The sequence below is a fragment of the Protofrankia coriariae genome (genome assembly GCF_001017755.1).
Lineage (GTDB): Bacteria > Actinomycetota > Actinomycetes > Frankiales > Frankiaceae > Protofrankia > Protofrankia coriariae.
Map to the genome: position 1 here is coordinate 182,713 of NZ_JWIO01000009.1, position 17,836 is coordinate 200,548.

The 17,836-nt window shown below is 68.0% G+C and carries 16 protein-coding genes; 3 read left to right on the forward strand and 13 right to left on the reverse strand.

The genetic code is table 11. From position 1 onward, the window contains the following. Positions 1-1,706: 1,706 nt before the first annotated feature. From FrCorBMG51_RS08235 to FrCorBMG51_RS08260, 7 genes are all read right to left on the reverse strand, one after another. Entirely contained in the window at positions 1,707-2,048 is a 342-nt protein-coding gene (locus FrCorBMG51_RS08235; RefSeq protein ID WP_047222465.1) for a carboxymuconolactone decarboxylase family protein, read from the reverse strand. Between the two features lie 676 nt (positions 2,049-2,724). Next, the gene (locus FrCorBMG51_RS08240; RefSeq protein ID WP_076842800.1) at positions 2,725-3,639 is read right to left on the reverse strand and encodes an LLM class flavin-dependent oxidoreductase; all 915 of its coding nucleotides are present in this window, start codon (positions 3,637-3,639) and stop codon (positions 2,725-2,727) included. A 108-nt stretch (positions 3,640-3,747) separates the two neighbouring features. Then, positions 3,748-4,845 carry an NAD(P)/FAD-dependent oxidoreductase gene (locus FrCorBMG51_RS08245; RefSeq protein WP_047222467.1) on the reverse strand — a complete coding sequence of 366 codons (1,098 nt, stop codon included), beginning with the start codon at positions 4,843-4,845 and terminating at the stop codon, positions 3,748-3,750. A 304-nt stretch (positions 4,846-5,149) separates the two neighbouring features. Next, positions 5,150-5,632, reverse strand: coding sequence for a MarR family winged helix-turn-helix transcriptional regulator (locus FrCorBMG51_RS08250; protein ID WP_200902375.1), 483 nt, complete (start codon positions 5,630-5,632; stop codon positions 5,150-5,152). A gap of 293 nt (positions 5,633-5,925) precedes the next feature. Further along, positions 5,926-6,816 (reverse strand): alpha/beta fold hydrolase, encoded by an 891-nt coding sequence (locus FrCorBMG51_RS08255; protein ID WP_052914478.1) that lies wholly within the window; start codon positions 6,814-6,816, stop codon positions 5,926-5,928. A 329-nt stretch (positions 6,817-7,145) separates the two neighbouring features. Beyond that, positions 7,146-7,271, reverse strand: a complete 126-nt coding sequence (locus FrCorBMG51_RS32460) for a hypothetical protein (RefSeq protein ID WP_256386232.1) — start codon at positions 7,269-7,271, stop codon at positions 7,146-7,148. Positions 7,272-7,379: 108 nt separating this feature from the next. After that, a complete protein-coding gene (locus tag FrCorBMG51_RS08260; protein ID WP_047222469.1) occupies positions 7,380-7,745 on the reverse strand; it encodes a YybH family protein in 366 nt (121 codons plus the stop codon). Between the two features lie 120 nt (positions 7,746-7,865). On the opposite strand from FrCorBMG51_RS08260, the gene FrCorBMG51_RS08265 reads away from it, so the two are divergent. Then, positions 7,866-8,804 (forward strand): LysR family transcriptional regulator, encoded by a 939-nt coding sequence (locus FrCorBMG51_RS08265; RefSeq protein WP_047222470.1) that lies wholly within the window; start codon positions 7,866-7,868, stop codon positions 8,802-8,804. A gap of 133 nt (positions 8,805-8,937) precedes the next feature. On the opposite strand, the gene FrCorBMG51_RS08270 is transcribed toward FrCorBMG51_RS08265, so the two are convergent. Together FrCorBMG51_RS08270 and FrCorBMG51_RS08275 are read right to left on the reverse strand one after the other, a co-directional pair. Beyond that, the gene (locus tag FrCorBMG51_RS08270) at positions 8,938-9,900 is read right to left on the reverse strand and encodes an aldo/keto reductase (RefSeq protein ID WP_047222471.1); all 963 of its coding nucleotides are present in this window, start codon (positions 9,898-9,900) and stop codon (positions 8,938-8,940) included. 297 nt (positions 9,901-10,197) lie between these two features. Further along, positions 10,198-11,019: an SDR family oxidoreductase gene (locus FrCorBMG51_RS08275; protein WP_047222472.1), complete on the reverse strand. Its 822-nt coding sequence runs from the start codon at positions 11,017-11,019 to the stop codon at positions 10,198-10,200. A gap of 89 nt (positions 11,020-11,108) precedes the next feature. Between FrCorBMG51_RS08275 and FrCorBMG51_RS08280 the strand changes: the two genes are divergently transcribed. Further along, positions 11,109-11,714: a TetR/AcrR family transcriptional regulator gene (locus tag FrCorBMG51_RS08280; RefSeq protein ID WP_047222473.1), complete on the forward strand. Its 606-nt coding sequence runs from the start codon at positions 11,109-11,111 to the stop codon at positions 11,712-11,714. Between the two features lie 90 nt (positions 11,715-11,804). Here the strand turns inward: FrCorBMG51_RS08280 and FrCorBMG51_RS08285 are convergent, their stop codons facing one another. The 4 genes from FrCorBMG51_RS08285 to FrCorBMG51_RS08300 form a co-directional block, all read right to left on the reverse strand. Beyond that, entirely contained in the window at positions 11,805-13,259 is a 1,455-nt protein-coding gene (locus FrCorBMG51_RS08285; protein WP_235433424.1) for a N,N-dimethylformamidase beta subunit family domain-containing protein, read from the reverse strand. Positions 13,260-13,593: 334 nt separating this feature from the next. After that, positions 13,594-14,478 (reverse strand): COG4705 family protein, encoded by an 885-nt coding sequence (locus FrCorBMG51_RS08290; protein WP_047222475.1) that lies wholly within the window; start codon positions 14,476-14,478, stop codon positions 13,594-13,596. Positions 14,479-14,480: 2 nt separating this feature from the next. Further along, complete coding sequence (locus FrCorBMG51_RS08295) at positions 14,481-15,551, reverse strand: sensor histidine kinase (RefSeq protein WP_235433425.1); 1,071 nt, start codon at positions 15,549-15,551, stop codon at positions 14,481-14,483. Between the two features lie 410 nt (positions 15,552-15,961). Continuing rightward, positions 15,962-16,654 carry a response regulator transcription factor gene (locus tag FrCorBMG51_RS08300; RefSeq protein ID WP_047222476.1) on the reverse strand — a complete coding sequence of 231 codons (693 nt, stop codon included), beginning with the start codon at positions 16,652-16,654 and terminating at the stop codon, positions 15,962-15,964. A gap of 327 nt (positions 16,655-16,981) precedes the next feature. Between FrCorBMG51_RS08300 and FrCorBMG51_RS08305 the strand changes: the two genes are divergently transcribed. After that, the gene (locus tag FrCorBMG51_RS08305; protein ID WP_047222521.1) at positions 16,982-17,818 is read left to right on the forward strand and encodes an undecaprenyl-diphosphate phosphatase; all 837 of its coding nucleotides are present in this window, start codon (positions 16,982-16,984) and stop codon (positions 17,816-17,818) included. Positions 17,819-17,836 lie beyond the last annotated feature (18 nt).

Sequence of the window (17,836 nt, forward strand, 5' to 3'; positions counted from 1 at the left end):
CCCGCGGACAGCCGCGGCGGGAGCGCCGGTCAGCCGGTCATGCATTCAGTTCGCTGTGGCGGGCAGTCCGCGGCCGCACCGGCCCGGGCCCCGTGACCACGGCCGTCCCATGGCGGGGCGTGATCGCGCCCTGCCGTGACCGGCGTCCCATGACGCACCGGCCCGGAGCCGGCAACGGGCGGCACGGCCAGGACGACACCACGGATCCGGCTAGACCGGGGCCGGGTCGGGATCCGTCGCGTCCAGTAGCGTGCGGACGGGCACTGCTTGCGCGTCGATCATCCAGCACATCAGGCACCTCCTCCCCCCAGGGGCACCGCGGCGCGATGGGCAAGCCATCGATGACGCCATGACCACAGCCGTCGGTATGCGCCGACCTGGCAGTGGCGAGTCCGACAACACGATCGGGCGACAACCGCTTCTCCAAGTTCTGATGCCGACTGGCAGCCGATGTGCAGGTCAGACCCGATGTGTGACCTTCGTTACGTCCGGAAGACTAGGCATAATGCATACACAATGCAAGGGGTATTTGCGGGCGACCGGCGATCATCGACCAGTCGGGCGGACGCCGGGGCCATGCTCGACGCGACGCATCCAGAAGCTGACTCAGCGCCATCCGCCAGCCCGCCGCAGGATGCCGTCGACGATGAAGCCGATCGCATCAGTTACTTTCCGAAACCAAGGACTTCCCAGCGCTGACTACTCTCCGACACCGACCATCCCTCGGCGCGGGCCGCTCTCCAGCCCTGGTCACTCTCCGCACTGTCGACTCTTTGACACCGACGACCGATCCCACGATCCACAACCGAGACGGCGCCGCCTCAGAGTCATTCTGGATCATGAATATGAAGATCATCTGTCGGGCAACACCCATACAGCAAGGCGCCGAAGGGACCCGGTCGACCGCCTTTTGACAAGAGCGATCCGGCGATCCTCTCCCGGACCATCGGGTGATACCGGGTCTGCTGTGGGCCAGACCCGCCTGCCCACAGCAGACCCGGAAAGTTGACCGACATCATGACCATCGGACGAGAACGCCCACACGGACGATCAGCCCACCTGGCCAATCGAGCATCAGGCGCGATCAGGCCCTGCGGTGCCCAGCAGAACTGCTCGAGACAGCCGGCCAGAGGACGGGTTGGTCCGCGGGGCGCTGCTACCACGAGATAACAAAGACGAACGGGGATGGTCGGTGTTCGGGACCCCGAACACCGACCATCCCCTCAGAGAATACAGCGTGTCCACTCGTGCGGTGGATGCTATCTTTTTCCCGCCGAGATACCGGCAGCACTACCTGACACCGAGCCGGGATCAGTGGAGTCACGCCATTCGCGCAGGTTCTGTACCACCTCTTCGTAGAACTTCTCCAACGTTTCCATCACCGATGTGACAAATGTGCCCTTTCCGGCACTGCGTTTCGTGCCGAGGAGGCGCGCTCAAGGAAATACGAAAGGCTCGAATGCTGTAGTCCGAACCAGCGATCAGAATCTCCGGCTTCTGCCGGACCAGAGCAGGGGGCTCGGCTCGAGTAGCCTCCCGCGCGACCCCTGCCCGAAAGATTCGACCCGCAGATTACCATTTGCGTCCGCGAGCTGCTTCGTAATCCACTTCACCCTGGTGAGCGGCCGTCCCTGGCGAGGAGCGTCGATGCTGATCCACTACCCGAACGAAGCAGCTCCTTACCACGGCCTTTAATTCTTCGGACTTTAATTCTTCGGAAGAGCCTCCTCGAATCCCAGTGCACGCAGTACGCTCCCGGCCGCCGACACGACCCTGGCGCTCCCGACGATCGGTGCGATGGCGGTACACACACCCTGGGCGTCGGCGGCGGTCAGCCCGGCGTCCCGGGCAACGGCGAGATTCATCAGGTAGGAGACGGGTGCCGAATCCATGGCGACGAGCGCGGCCAGCCGGACAAGGTGGTAGGTACGTTCGTCGAGGCCCGACCTCTCCAGCGTGTCCAGATGCATCTGAACGAGCTCTTCAAGCACCGGGGAATCGCCTTGCGCGATCGCGCCGAGTGTCCGCTCAGGGGTCTGTGTCACCATTTGTTCGCTCCTCCTGGTTATTGACGTTTCAGCAATATTCGTACCTGAGCGCCTTCTACCCCATGGGCAGCCCGCAAAACACGGGAACTCGAACGGATCGAGTCATGTTTTCGATCGGATGACACGAAAACTCTGTACATTCCCGAATCATGGCCACCCAGGCGACGGGATCTTCCCGGCCGCTCAGCCGTCGTCCTGACTCCGCCCGTTTCAGGATATAAAAAGCGGCGACGGAACAATTCTGGCCAGTGCCGCCGCTTCCTGGTGGGGAATGCTGGGCCCGGTTCGTAGCGGACGCTCGGCCTCCGGCTCGGGGAGCCCGCCGTCCGTTGGATCACTCCTCGTTCGGCGAGCGACCGGAGGACGACGCTCGCCCGTTGGATGCCGACGAGAAGCAGGTTCTGGACCGTCTGACTGGAGATCGTCCCGTACTCGCGCAGGTGGTCGACAACGCGGCGCTCGGACTCGTCCGAGGTGTTGCGGTGATACGACGGCATGCCATACACGGACGGCGGACGGGCCACCACCCTCCACGCCGAGCAGCGCCGCACCACCTGACGACCATCACGGACACACGCTGCTGCGGACAACGCCCCGCAGCCAGTGGCTACGGGGCAAGGCTCACCGGCCTGCTCGGGGCCGGCGCTTACCGACCACGCATCGACGGAACAGCTTTTCAGTCGTTTCCCTTCGCGATCGCTTCGCGTACGGCCGGGACGATCTCGCTGGCCCAGCGGCCGAGGGAGACGACATCCTGCGCGCCGCCGCTGGCCGAGAAGAGCACGAAGCCGGCCGCGCCATGCTCCAGTACGGCCTCGGTCAGTTCCTCGACCCACTGGCCTACGGAACCACCGATCCAGCGACCGGTGTGATCACGTGTGGCGGCCAGCGGCCGGTCGGTGATGCGTCCGGGGAAATTGAAGACCGTGCGGATCTCGCGCGGATCGCGGCCCACGGCCGCCGCTGCTTCGTCGATAACCGGCCGCGACACCCGGTATCGCTCGCTGCGCCAGTCCGCCGCATGGCCGGGAATCCAGCCGTCGGCCACCCGGCCGGTCGCGGCCAGGGATTTCGGGCCGACCGATCCGGTCCACACGTCAGGCGCGGCCACCGGCGCCGGCTCGATCTGCTCCACCTGATAGTGCCTGCCCCGATAGGTGACCGCCGGACCGCCACCCGACAACAACCTGACCAGGACGATCGCCTCCTCGAAGGCGTCTACGGCATCGCCCGGTGAAAGCCGCGGCACTCCCATGTCGGAGATCCGATCCCATAGCCCGCCCACGCCCATCCCGAGCACGATGCGACCGCCGGAAAGCGCAGACAGCGACGTCACCGTCCGCGCGAGCATGGGAGCGGGCCGGGTCGGCAAGTTGGTGACGTTGACGAGGCCTGAGATCCGCCGTGTACGTCCGAGGATGAATCCGACGGAGGCGTACGCGTCCAACCGGTCGCCGACGTAGGGATGGTCCGACAGCGAGAAGATGTCAAGCCCGTCACGGTCGGCCTGTTGAGCCGCCCGCAGCAACTCCGGCACGTCGTCGATGCCGCTGTGCGCGCCGAACCCGAAGACGACCTCTTGTATGGACACTGCCCTGCCTTTCATTCGGGGGGCTGCCGGTGAACCCGCCGGACCGAAGCCCGGGCGACGGTGATGAAGCGCTACGGATTCACATGGCTCACCAGTTACGGGACAGGTTCAGGCGATACCGAACTGTTTCGCGAAGCGGCCGGTGAACAGGTCGGCGCCCTTGTACTCGGCGACCGTCGTCGCCGGGACGGCAGCCGGACCATCGGGTGTGGGCAGTTGGCCGACACCGCCACGCCGACCGAGCGGGAGCAGGATCATGGGGTAGGGCAGGGGCCGATAGATGGCCGTGGGCTGTTCGCCACGCAGTTGAGAGATGATGTTCCGCGCCACGACCTCGGCGTGCCGCATCGCGTACCCGGCCATCTTGGCCTCGGCGACATCGGTGACGTCGCCAATCGCGTAGACATGATCGTACCCGTGGACGTTGAGGGTCTCAGTGACGGGGACCTGTCCCTGCGGTGTGCGGGGCGTGAGCCGGCCGTCAGCAAGGTAGTCGCTGTTGACCCGCACTCCGTAGGCGCGGAACCAGATGTCGGCGGTGATCTCGTCACCGCCGGTGGTGGTGACGGTGAAGGTCTCGGCCTGGCCGGGCTCGGTCGTCGGCGGCGCTGCCAGGCCGGTGCCCAGCCGCAGCTGGATGTCCAGCTCGTCGAGCTGGCGGTGCAGGTCCTGGCGTACCTCCGGCTGGAAGCCGGGCAGAAGCCGCTCAGCCGGGTCGACGATGATCACATGCTTGTGTGGCCAGACCTCCTTGATCTCCCCGGCCAGCTCCAGACCGACCGGCCCGGCACCGACGATCAGCACCCTCTCGGCATCGATCAGTTCCTTGTGGGTCTGGCGGAGGTCGTCCAGCGCCTCGCCGGTGGCGGTGGAGCCGGCGTTGGGCTTGGCCGGGTAGGGGTAGCTGGAGCCGGAGGCCAGAACCAGATAGTCCGCCTCGACACGCCGGCCTGAGGCCAGGGTGACGCCGACCGGGTCCGCTGAGACCGCTCGGTCGCGGATCACCGTGCCCCGCGTGAGCAGCGTGTCGAAGGAGAAGAACAGGTTCGGTGCCCAGTCGGGCCGAGCCAGCGCGCGTAGCGAGGCCGCCGAGTTGACGAACGCGTCCCGGGGATCGATGAGGACAATGTCGGCATCGGAGTCCAGCGCTTTGGCGACCGCTGAACCCCCGTAACCTCCGCCGATGACCGCGACGGTACGACCCATGATTTCACGCTCCTACGGACAGAAATTTTAGTTCGTACTACGAACGATAGTAGTTCGTAGTACGAACTGCAACCCCTGTCCCGCCGGGCTCGGCATCGTGGCCCCGGCCTCGACGTCACGCCGTGGCCACGAGATCCTCCGATCCGGCCACCAGCCTTCGCTGACGTTCGTGTTGATGTTCGTTTGCGGGTCCGGGCCGGCCGGCTCCTCCGCCTGTCACGCCGGGTGGGCGCCGGCTCCACATGCGGAGAAGCTTCTTCCAACATCACGGGAACCGCCTGGCCGCTGTCGCGAACAGCCCGGATCAGTACCTGCGAGCGGCGGGGGCTCCTTCATCCGGTTCTATGAAGACCATCGGAACCTGGTTGTCCAGCACGACGCGACCGAGCAGGCTGGCGAGCGTGTCGCGGTCAGTGGCGCTGAGTCCCGCCGACAGCTTCTCGATCCGCCGGCAGGTCTCGGCATAGAACTCCCGTACGAGCCTGCCGCCCTGCGAGGTGAGCCCGACCCGCACTGCACGCGAGTCCTGCGGGTTCGGTTCGCGCTGAACCAGACCGTTGCGCTCGGTGCGGTCCACCAGGCCAGTGAGGCTCGACTTGGCCAGCCCCAGTATCGCGCCCAGTTCGCCCATGCCGTATGGCTGTGCCATCAGCACGCACAGCAACTGCCCCTGCTGGGGGGTGAGGCCATGCTCCCGGCTCGACTCGGCGTACACGGCATTCACCAGAAACGAGGACCGCACCAGCGCGGTCGCAATCCCGATCGGACCATAATCCTGCTTACCCACGCGACCAGGATAACATCCGGGTATCGATATAATTCGTGAAGCGAACTATCTGGCGCTGTGCACGGAATGACAGCCGCGCGTCCCGCTGCGCGCCATCGGGACCCGGCCCTACCTGCCGGTCACCCCGACACATATTCGCCGACGGCACGGCACGCCTGGCCGGCCTCCGTTCGCCCCTCCGCGAAGCAGCCACACCCGTGAACCACACACCGTGGGCGCACCGTCCCCCGTACATGGCGATCCCGAGCCGGACGAACTGGCAGGCGATATTGACCAACGCCGGCAGCGGCAGCTCAGGCTGCCGACCCGGTCAGGAAGCTGGCGAGCGCGGCGGCCAACGCGGCCGGCTGATGCTCCTGGATGTTGTGGCCCGCCTCGATCTCCACGATCTCGGCCCGTGGGACGCGGGAACGGAACTCGCCTACCGTCTCCGGAGCGAGGAACCCGTGCGTGCCGTGGACCAGGAGCACCGGGACCGTCGTGTTCTCCAGCACCGGCCACAGGTAGCGGAAGTCGATGTTCAGCCGTGCGCCGGGAGGAGGGTCGGCGAGATGGTGCTTGAACACGATCGTGCCGTCGTCGCGCACCCGGGTGTTGAGCGCGACGCCTCTGGCGAGCGCTCGCCGCGAGAATCCGATCCCGGCGGCGAGGGCCTTCTCCACGATCTCCTCACGGGAGCCGAACACCTGCGGCCCGGCGAGGAAGTCGGCCACCTGGGTGGCATCCTCGGCGCGCAGCCCAGGGCTGACATCCACGATGACCAGGCGTTCGACCAGATCTGGACGCGACTCGGCCAGGGCGATCGCGGTAACGCCTCCCAGTGACTGGCCGGCGATGGTATGCCGCGTCCCCGGCGCGACGGCGTCGAGGATGGTGGCCACGGCCCGCGCGTTCGGACGCGGAGCGTAGTCGAAGTCATCGCGCCATGCCGAGTCACCATGGCCCGGCAGGTCCACCGCGAGGGCCGGCCGGCCGAGCGCCAGGATCGTCGTGTCCCAGGTATGGGCGTTCAGGCCGCCCCCGTGCAGCAGCGTGAGATCCGGAGAGTCACCCCAGAGCAGCGCGCTGACCGCGCCGGCCGCGGTCGTGACACCAACGCGGCGTACCGCCGGAAGGCCGGCCGGGGCGCCTACCTCCGCCGCATCCTCGGCGAGAAAGGCGAACTCGTCACGATCGTCGCTCACCATCGTCCTTCCGTCACCGCACGCTTCACCGACTCGTATCTCACCCGCCGAAACCGGCTGCCAGAAACTCCCTTCTGCCACAGTAGCGACAACCGGCTTCTCAATGCCCCTGCTTTTCGGCCAGCGGGCTCTTCCCGTGCCCGGTTCGCGGCTCGTGGGACGGCCGGAAACGGCCTGACCGGTCCGAGGTAGCTCCGGGAGGAAGCCCTGGAGACGATCCGTCGTGGCCAGACCGGCAGATGTGATCATCCAGCGTGACGGCCGCAACCAAAAAGAAAACGTGTGCCCCGCAGAGCCGGTATGACCGGGCTGATGTATCAGGCAGTCGTTCACGGCTCGTCCGCGAGGATCTCCTGACGCCAGCCGTGGAAGAACCAGCGAACCGGCCGGCGTCGGTGCGGGGGCGAGCGCAGGTGCAGGTCGCCATCGGTGAACCGCCCGATGGTTCCGATCATGTCGCGAAGAACACCCGCGCCGCCGCACGCCGCAAACAGATAATCATCGTAGGTCGACGCGTTCCTCCCATGCGCGTCGAATCGGAGCGGGCAGCACCGGTTCCTGCACTATGGAGCCGGTGTGACGAACTCGGGCTGGTCGAGCAGACGGAGCCAGCTGCCGTCGGGCTGCCGGCGGGCCACCTGCGCGCGAGCGCCCGCGCCGTCCCTGGCCAGGGTGGATGTGAGCGCGATGTCGCCAGCTGTGAGGGTCGGCAGCGACGGCTCCTGCTCGAAGCGGGGGGCGTTGGCCAGGATCTTCTCCCACAGGGCCTGGATAGCGGCTCGGCCGACCGTCTGGCTGCCGGGTGGGTAGGCTATGACCGCGTTCTCCTCGTAGAGCGCCGCAAGGCCCGCGGCGTCCCCTTCGTTGGCGCGTTCCACAAACAGGCGCGTAAGGTCTTCTGGCTTTTGTGCCTTCTCTTTGGCGGACATAAACGCTCCCTTCGACACGATCTCATATCAATACGAGGCCGGAAGCTCTCGCTTTCAGTGAACACAAGCCGGCGCCAGAAGTCCAACATCTGTCGCTGCTCGAAGCTAGAATCCACAGATATGGAACTCAGGCAGCTTGAGTACTTCGTCGCGGTCGCCGAGGAGGCGAACTTCACCCGTGCGGCCGAGCGGGTATACATCAGCCAATCCGGCGTCAGTGCCCAGATCCGGCAGCTCGAACACGAACTCGGGGCCGTCCTCCTCGACAGATCTGGTCGCCGGTGCACGGTGACCGCCGCCGGAGCGGCCGCGCTCAGACACGCCCGTGACGCGCTCGCGTCGGTCAACGCTCTGCGGCAGGCGGTGGACGACGTGAACGGCCTGATCCGGGGCCGGATCGTGGTCGGCATGGTCACGGCCTGCACCGTCACCCCGCTGTTCGACGCGCTTACCTCGTTCCACACGGCCCATCCCGGTGTCGAGATCACCCTGTTCGAGGACAGTTCGGACCGGCTCGTCGAGAGCGTGCGGACCGGGGTGGCCGACATGGCCCTCGTCGGCACGGGCAGCGCCCCGCCGAAGGGCGTGGAAACGCTACCGATCATCAGTGACCGGCTGGTCGCGGTCGTTTCGAACGATCATCCGCTCGCCGGGCGTCCCCGGACGTTCCTGGCGGATATCGCAGCCTTCCCTCTCGTGTGCCTGCCCACGGGAACGGGAATCCGTGCGGTGTTCGACCAGGCATGTTCGGCCATGGGAATAGAACCGACCATCGCGCTCCAGGCAAGCGCCCCGGGAGCCATCACAGATCTTGCCGCTCGCGGGCTCGGCGTCGCGATCCTCAGCGAGTCGATGGCTGCCACCCGCCACGACGGCGTGACTGTTTTACCTGTCGATGACATCCTTTCCCCCGCCCTGCTGACTCTGATCTGGAAGACGGGGAAGAATCCCGCGTTGCGGGAACTCGTCCGGCACAGTCACGCGGCCTTCGAGTCGTCTCCGGAGCCGACTCAGCACGTTCACGTCGAAGACGGCAGGGATGTCACCCACGCCGCTTGAGCACCGTCGCGACCAGCTCGTTCACCTCGGCGGCGCTGTACGCCCTCCCCGTCTCGGCACCGGCCTCGGAGCTCCCCGCCAGCGGGTGATTCGGCGGCACACCGCGTTTTCACCGGGTCCGCGAGGGTTCGGATCAGGTCCAGGTGGGCATCCGTCCCGGGGCATAGCGGGCGCCGAAACCGCCGGTGGGGAGAATTTCCCGAATTCTGGTGAGGTCCGCTTCGGTGAGTGTGATGCTGGTGGCGCGCGCGTTCTCTTCGACACGCCGGGGGCTGCGCGTCCCGGGAATGGGCACGATGTTCTCGCTCTGAGCGAGCAGCCAGGCCAGGGCCAGCTGGGCAACGGACGCGCCTTTGGCAGCGGCCAGTTCGGTGAGCTGACGGACCGCTTCGACGTTCTTCTCGAAGTTGCCCGGCTGCCAGCGGGGGTCGGCGTTGCGCATGTCGGTCCTGTCGTACTGCCCGGCGGGCTTCACCGCGTCGGTGAGGAACCCTCGGCCCAGCGGGGAGTAGGCCACGAAGCCGATGCCGAGCTCGGCCAACGTCGGGAAGATCGATTCGACGTCGCGCTCGAAGAGCGAGTACTCCGTCTGCAGCGCGGAGACCGGCTGCACCGCGTGTGCTCTGCGGATGGTCTGCGGCCCGGCCTCACTGAGACCGAAGTACTTCACCTTGCCGGCCTGGACGAACTCCCCGACGGTGCCCGCCACGTCCTCGATGGGCACGTCGGGGTCCACCCGGTGCTGGTAGAGGAGGTCGATGTAGTCGACATCGAGGTAGCGAAGGCTGTTGTCGACGACCTCGCGGATGTGTTCGGGCCGGCTGTCCGTGCCGTAGCTGCGGGTGAAGCCGAACTTCGTGGCGATCACGATGTCGTCACGGAAGCCTGCGACGGCCCTGCCGACGATCTTCTCGTTCTCGCCCCACCCGTAGAGCTCGGCGGTGTCGAAGAAGGTGATGCCCAGGTCGTAGGCGCGTTGGATGGCCGCGATGCCCTCCCCCTCGTCGCCAGGCCCGTAGGCAAGCGAGATACCCATCGCTCCGTGCCCGAGGGCCGAGGTGACCAGACCCTGTTGACCGAGAGTGCGCTGCCGCATGTCCGTGCCCTCCTGATGGAATGCTCGGCCTGGCCCCCGCGAGCGTTGTCGGGTGAAGGCGAACCGCAGGCTGCCCTGTGGTTCGAAGAACTCGGGCCTCCGAGTGCGTAAGGCTTCAGCACTGCCCTCACCTGCCGCGGAAAAGGTGAACCCCCGCCAGATTACTGGCAGGGGTTCGGACACGAACCCTCCGATGGTGACCGACCACGGTGCGAACCGCGATCCCGTCCTGCTCGGGCCGGCCGTCCCCTGGCAGGCCGGCCCGCTGGCCNNNCAGGCCGGCCCGCTGGCCGGTGGTCAGAACGTGAGCTGCTTGGCCGGGCGGATGACGAGATCGGCGATGTTGAGACGCAGGGGCTGGCGGACGATGTAGTGCACGGCCTCGGCGATGTCGCCCGGCTTGGCGATCAGCCGCTCGAGCGCGGCCTGGGCGGCGTCGAGGACCTCGTCCGGGAGACGTTCACCAGGCCTGACGTCGACGTCGAGGCCCGAGAAGGCGACCACGCCCTTGACGGTCTGCGGGTCCCAGTTGCGCACGATGTTGGTCGCGACGGGGCCGGGAGCGACGGTCCCGACGCGGATGTCCTCGTCCTCGAGCTCGGTTCGCAGCACTCGGGTCAGGTGGTTCACGGCGTTCTTGGTGGCCCCGTAGACGCCGCCGTCGGACTCGAGCGCACTGGTCGAGGAGACGTTGACGATGTGGCCGCCGTGCCCGAGCCGACGCATCTGCTGGACCGCGGCCTGGGTGCCCACCAGGAGCGCGATCACGTTGACCTCGAACAGCGCCCGCCACGTCTCGTCGTCGCCGGCCAGCACCGGTTCGCGGGTGGCCAGGCCGGCGTTGTTGACCACGATGTCCAACCGGCCGGTGTCGGCGGCCGCCTGGCTGAACAGGCCGCGCAACGAGACCGAGTCACGAACGTCGAACGTGGCGATATGGGCGTGCCCGCCGGCCGCCTCGATCGCCAGGCTGGTGGCCTCCATCGGCGCGCGGGTGCGGCCGTGGAGATAGACGGTGGCGCCCGCCGCGCCGAGACGCTGGGCGACGGCGCGGCCGATACCGCTGGACGCACCGGTCACGACCGCGGTCCTGCCGAGAAGATCGTGGTCAACGGTCACAGGGGACCCCTTCGCCTATCCTGGATACGAGCGAACACTCGCGATCCACAGAATACGAGCCGATGCTCGTATTTGGCAACGGAGCATGGATGACCGAGGACGGCCCCCGCCGCCAGGCCCGCGGCATGCGGCGCATCGCGTCGATCCTCGACGCCGCCGCGACCCTGTTCACAGCGGCCGGCTACGACGCGACGACCACCAACGCGATCGCGTCCGCCGCCAAGATCTCACCCGGCTCGCTCTACCAGTTCTTCCCCAACAAGCCGGCGATCGCCGAGGCCCTCACCGCCCGCTACGTCGACGACCTGAACGCCATCTACGACCACGCCCTCGCCATCGGCCCGGGCGACCCGGCCGCGGCCTCGAAGACGATCGACCAGCTGATAGAGGCGCTGGTCGCGTTCCACGCCGCGAATCCGGCCGCCAAGGCCCTGCTCGGCGGGGCCGGCATCTCCCCCGACCTGGCCAGGATCACAACACCGCTGCACGGCGCGATGTGCGACCGCGCCGAGGATGTCGTCGCCGCGATTGCCCCCACCCTGACCCCCCGCGAGCGGGCGCGAACCGCGGAGGTCTGCATCCACATCGTGCAGGCCCTGATGCCGATGATCCTCGCCGCCCCGGCAGCCGCCCGGCCCGAGGCCTCCAACGAGCTCAAACGCGCCCTCGTCGGATACCTCCTGACACCACCGTGACCGGGCCGGGCAGTTCACCCCACCATTCGACGCGGTCCTCGCCGACGCCGACATCACCGCTCGGCATCGACCAGCACCCATCAGGCAGCCCTAACGCTCGTTGCCCGTATTTGGGCCGGGCGCGCCGGCGTCGTCAGCCGGCACGGAACGCCCGCCCGGATGCAACCGCCCGGCCGGACCCTGCGCGAACGTCGTCAACAACGTGGTTGTGACGGTGGTCGCGAAATTCCGCACCGCCGGGCCGGTCGCCCCGGGCCCGCACACGTCGGTCACCGCGCACACCCACGCGCTGGTCCCTGAGTCGAACACCCCCGCGCCCGAGTCGGCCGTGTAGTAGCTGATGTCGGCGTGGTCGGGCCGGCCGTGGCAGACGACCGGTGAATGAGCGAGAACCTCGATCCGCGATGGTGTCGGATACGAAAGGTCGACCCGGTCGTATTCGGACCCGACCATCCCCGGGATCCGGGTACCGGCGGTCACCCCCGTGCCGGCGAACAACCAGTGCCCGGGATCCTGAATGACAAGGTCGGCGTGCACCGGATTGCACTGGTACATGCCGCCAGTGAGCGCGCTCTCCGGAGCGGCCGCCGGTGGGGCGGGCCAGTTCGCGGTCACGGCGGAGTCGTTCACACCGTACAGCGGATCCTCGGTGGCGACCTTGTAAGCGGTCTCCAGCCGGTCGGGCCCGGAGGCGGTCGGCCCGAGCCGGATACGGCGATACACCGCGTTCGCCCCCAGAAAGGCGAGGTTCACCCCGTGGTCACGGGCTCGTGTCAACGCGTCCCGCATCGCGGGTGAGTAGTACTCGTCGTGCCCCATGGAAATGACCGCGTGCGCGCCGTCCAACAGCCGCGGATCGGCATGCAGGTCGATGTCGGTGGCATACGCGACGGGCAGGCCGAGTTTTTCCGCGAGAATGATGACGGGGGCCTCGTTGCCAGTGAAGTCCGCCGCGCCGTCACCATAGTCGTACGGCCGGTCGAACGAAACGACCCGGGCCCGGTCATCAAAGCCCTTTGGGCCGTGATAGAGGCTGTAGCCGCCCCAGGCGTTGTACGCCTGCCAGGTGGTGACCGCGCTCAGCATCACCAGCCGCCCGGCGGTCGTCGGACTGCGGACCGTCAACGGAACATACGTCTGGAGCCCGTCGGCGTCGTCCAGCCGGATCAGATAGGCGCCGGGCGGCCAGCCGCCCGTGTCGAACGTGGTGGTCGGCTGCCAGGAGGTGGTGACCGTGTTCGTCTTCGGGTCGCGGGAGGCAGGAGCCTGCACCCGGCCGGGGAAAGGCCCGGCCTCGGTCACCAGACGGCAGGTCCGACCGCTGTACCAGCCGATCCGGAACACCGAGGCATTGAGCGAGGCAGCGGTCGTGGAGGCGAACAGGCGGACGCTGTCCCCGGGCCGGACGCTGGCGCGGTCGAGCCAGCCCTCCACCGCATGGTTGTAGCCGAGCCGGGCAAGACCGCAGTCGCTGCCGGGCCTGGCGTTCTCGGCGTGGACGTCGAACCCACCGGCCGGGCCCGCCGCCGACAGCGGTCCACCCACTGGGCCGGCGGCGGTGCTCACGGCACGGCCCGGCACCCGCCGGCCGTCCGCGGCCGGTGTGCCACCGCCGCACCCGCCGAGAAGGACGATGTAAACGAGCGCCGCCGTCAGCGCGACCGGGATGGATGCCGGTCGCCTCGGCCGCCCCGCCGGCCCACGGCAGGGAACCGGACGAGCCGCTGTGTCGACCCTCCGTGTCAACGTCACCTCGCCAGTGTCACGCCGGTTTTCGTGGCTGTCGCTCGGAGCCTGCCCAGCGGGCCGAGGGCCGCCCTGCCGGGGGCCGTCCTGTCCAGGACCCGTCGTCGGCCACCCGTGATGGCGGGCCCAGCCGTCAGGAGGCATTCGCCGCGACGGTGCCGGAGTTGGATCCGACGACGTTGCGTCGTTCCTGGACATGGGCGTGGGCCATGAGGCCGAACAGGACCGCGAGCAGGACTGCCGACGACCCGGGAGTCCCGAGGTCGAGGCCGCCCTTGGCGAGCGGCTTGGTGAGGAAGTCACCGGCGGTGGCGCCGAGGGGGCGGGTAAGCACGAAGGCAAGCCAGAACAGCGTCACGTTCGATACCGCGGACGCATGTCTGATGGCGAGCAGCAGACCGAGCAGCCCGACGATGAGCAGGACGCTGTCGGCATAACCGAGCCCTGAACTGTCGGACAGGAAGTCTCCCATGGAGGTTCCGAGAGTGTTCGAGACGAGGATGGCCGACCAGAACAGGATCTCTCCCCGGAAGGTATCGATGTCGCGAATTGAAAACGTCAGCCCGGTGAGCTTCCACACTATGAAGATGGCGACCAGCAACGAGACCAGGATCGCCGCGCCGACGGAGTATCCCAGCCCCAGGCCCTGTGGCCCCCAACCCAGCGAACTGGCCCCTTTGGCCAGGTACTTCGCGCTGGCGTCACGGTTCATGAAGTCGGACATCGTGGTGCCGGCCGTACTGGTGGAAAGAATGACCGTCCAGTAGAAGAACGGATTGTAACGCCTGGACCTGAGCTGCACGACAAGGGTGATTACGAAGATCAGGAAAAGTGCCGTCGTCGTCAGGAAGTAGCCGAGCCCGAGGGTCTGCGCGAACAGGTCACCTGCTGTCTCCCCGAGGGTCGTCGCAGCAATCTTCATGACCCAGAAGGCCAGGGTGATCTCTGGTAGCTTCTTCATCACCTGCCGGCCGCCACCGGCGACATCGACTTCGGTGAAGATTTCCGATTTTGTCATCGTCATCCTTGTCTATCTGACGACTCGGAACACGGGGACGTTGGACGTCCGTCGCTCGAGGTTCCGTCCCAACCAGCCAGGAGCCGATCGGTGGCGAGGACGAGGGTGACGAGCGCACCGCCGTCCGGGTGGTTGGCCGCGGTGGCCCGTCCGCCGTGGGCCGCCGCGATCGCGGCGACGATGGCGAGCCCAAGACCAGCGCCACCCTCGCCGCGCGTCCGGGCGGCGTCGGCACGGCTGAACCGGTCGAAGGCGCGGGGCAGGAAGTCAGCTGGAAACCCCGGGCCGTGGTCACGGACCTGGAGCAGGACAGCGGCCGGACCGGTCCCGGTGACGGTCTCCTCTGGTGACAGCGCGGCGCTGACCTCGATCTCGGTCTCGGGAGGCGCGTGCCGGACGGCGTTACCGAGCAGGTTGTCGACGGCCCGGCGCACCCGGTCGGGGTCCACATCGGCCAGCAACGGCCCTTCGACCGTGAGCCGCAGACGTGCTCCCTTCATGTGCGCCGCGGGTGTGGCCGCGCGGACGGCCTGGCGGAGCAGGTCCGCCAGGCAGACCGGCTCCCGGTGGACGAGCTGGCCGGAATCGGTGTCGAAGCGGGCGAGAGCGAGCAGCGCCTCGGCCAGCCGGATGAGGCGATCGGTCTCGCCCGCCGCGCCGGACACCGCCTCGGTGAGCTCGCCGATGCTCCGTCCGGGCCGTAACGCGAGCTCCAGCTCGGCTTTCAGGATCGTCAGGGGGGTGCGTAACTCGTGGCCCGCGTCGGCGACGAAGGCGCGGTCCCGGGCGCGCGCTGCGTGCAGCCGGTCCAGCAGGTCGTTCATGGTGTCGGCGAGCGCGGCGATCTCGTCCCGGGTCGGCGGGACCTCGAGACGTCCGCCCGTGTCGGCGACCCCCATCGCGGCGGCCTGGCGGCGCATCCGTTCCACCGGCCGCAACGCTGCCCCGGACAGGACCCACGCGGCAAGCGCGGACACCGCGACCATCGGCACGCTCGCGAGGACCATCACGTCGCGGACCCGGTCCTCGGCGGCATCGATGATCTTCGTCGGGGAGCCGACCAGAAGCACCACCCGCCGGCCGGGGGNCCGGGGGTGAGTGTCAGTGGTTCGGCGCGTACCCGTGTGCCCTCCTCGCCGACACGCACGGTGACCAGCACCGGCCCGGACCGGGCCGACGCGAGGACGTCCCCGCCGACCAGCGGCCATGTCCGAGCGGGTGGGGATGCCGCGAGCACCCGGCCATCGGCGCCGATCAACTGGCCGAGCGGGCCGGCGGAGGCCAGCGTCGCGTCCAGCGGCACATCGGCCCCGGTCAGCCGCACCCGCAGCCCTTCCGAGCGGGCGGCCAGCCCGGCGTCCAGGGACGTCCGGAGACTGGAGCGGAGCTGTAGGTAGAACAGCACCCCCACGCCGGCGAGCACGAACACCGTCCCGAGCGCGAACACGGCCGCGAGCCGGACCCGCAGTGGCATGTCGACGCCTCAGCCCAGCCGCTGCTGGCCGGTGCCGGCCCGCAGCCGGTAGCCGGCCCCGCGCACCATCTCCACCTGGGGCACCCCGAACGGCTTGTCGATCTTGCGACGCAGGTAGGCGACGTACTGGTCGACCACGTTGGAGGTGGCGTCAGAGGCAAAGTCCCACACGTACTCCATGATCACTGTTCGGGTCAGAACCTCGCCCGGGTGACGCATCAGGTACTCCAGCAGCGCGAACTCCTTCGATGAGAGATCCAGCGGTGTCTCGTCCCGGCTCGCCGTCCGCGCGGCCGGGTCCAGCCGCAGACCGCCGACCTCCAGTACGGCCGGCCGGGCCACCGCCCCGCGCCGCATCAGCGCCCGCAATCGGGCAACCAACTCCCCGAAGCTGAACGGTTTCGGCAGGTAGTCGTCCGCGCCGACGTTCAGACCGCGAATCCGGTCGGCGATCTCTCCGCGGGCGGTCAGCATCAGCACCGGCGCCCAACGACCGTCCGCCCGCAGGCGCCGGCACACCTCGAACCCGTCGATCCCCGGCAGCATCAGATCCAGAACGATCACGTAGTAGGCCACCTCGCTGGCCTGCCACACCGCGTCGACGCCGTCCGAGCCGATGTCGACGGCGAATCCCTCCTCCACCAGGCCCCGGCGCAGCAGCGCGGCGGCCCGCGTCTCGTCCTCCACCACCAGCACCCGCATGACCGCACGATAGGCGCCCTGTCATGTGAAGATGATGTGAACCGAACGTCATCATTCCGGCACGGAAGCCGAACCCCGGAACCGGCGACCGGCAGGCTTCCAGCCAGACGTCGACGCCCGGCAACACTCGCTCGCGCGGCGTGACGGCCCGTCGCTCACATCGTCCTCACATGCGCCGCGGCCTACTGTCTGCCGTCGCGGTCGTCACGCTCGGACCGGCACGGGTGACGGGCGACGACGACAGGGCGAATCTCACAGCGTGTGACCGCCGACGACTCGACCGTGCGGGCATGCCGCCGCACCTGGACCATCAGGGATTTCAATCACATGAGCGCGATCAGCGTCGGCCAGGCCGCCCTCCTCGGCATCGTCGAGGGAGTCACCGAGTTCCTCCCGATCTCCTCGACCGGCCATCTGAAGATCACCGAGGGGCTGATGGGGATACCCGTCGACGACACGTCCGTGATCGGGTTCACCGCGATCATCCAGGTCGGCGCGATCGCGGCCGTCCTGGTGTACTTCTTCGCCGATATCCGCCGTTTCACCACAGCCTGGGCCTGCGGCCTGGCCAGCCCGCGGGCCCGACAGAACCCGGACTACACCTTCACCTGGTGGGTGATCTACGCGACCATCCCTGTCGTCGTCGTGGGACTCGCCGCCAAACCGCTGATCGACGGGCCACTGGCGTCGCTGTGGGTCGTCGCCGGCTCGCTGCTCGCCGGCAGCGCGCTGATGTGGTTCGCCGACAGGTTCGGACGCCACAAACGAGGTGAGGACGACATCTCACTCCCCGATGCCATGATCCTCGGATCGTCGCAGATCCTCGCGCTGCTGTTCCCCGGGTTCTCCCGTTCCGGCGCCACCATCTCCACCGGGCTGATCCGCGACCTCGACCGGGTCGCGGCCACCCGGCTGTCGTTCTTCCTGTCCATCCCGGCGCTGACCGGTGCCGGACTCTACGAACTCAAGGACGCCGTCGGCGGCGGCGTGTCCGTAGCGTCTGTCGCCGTCGGCACGCTGGTGTCCTTCGCCGTCGCCTATGCCTCGATCGCGTGGCTGCTCAAATACGTCGCCGGGCACACCTTCGACGCGTTCGTCACCTACCGCGTCGCCGTCGGCGTGGCGCTGTTCGCGCTGCTGGCCGCCGGCGCCCTGAACGCCTAGGGCGTGTATCGAAAGCGC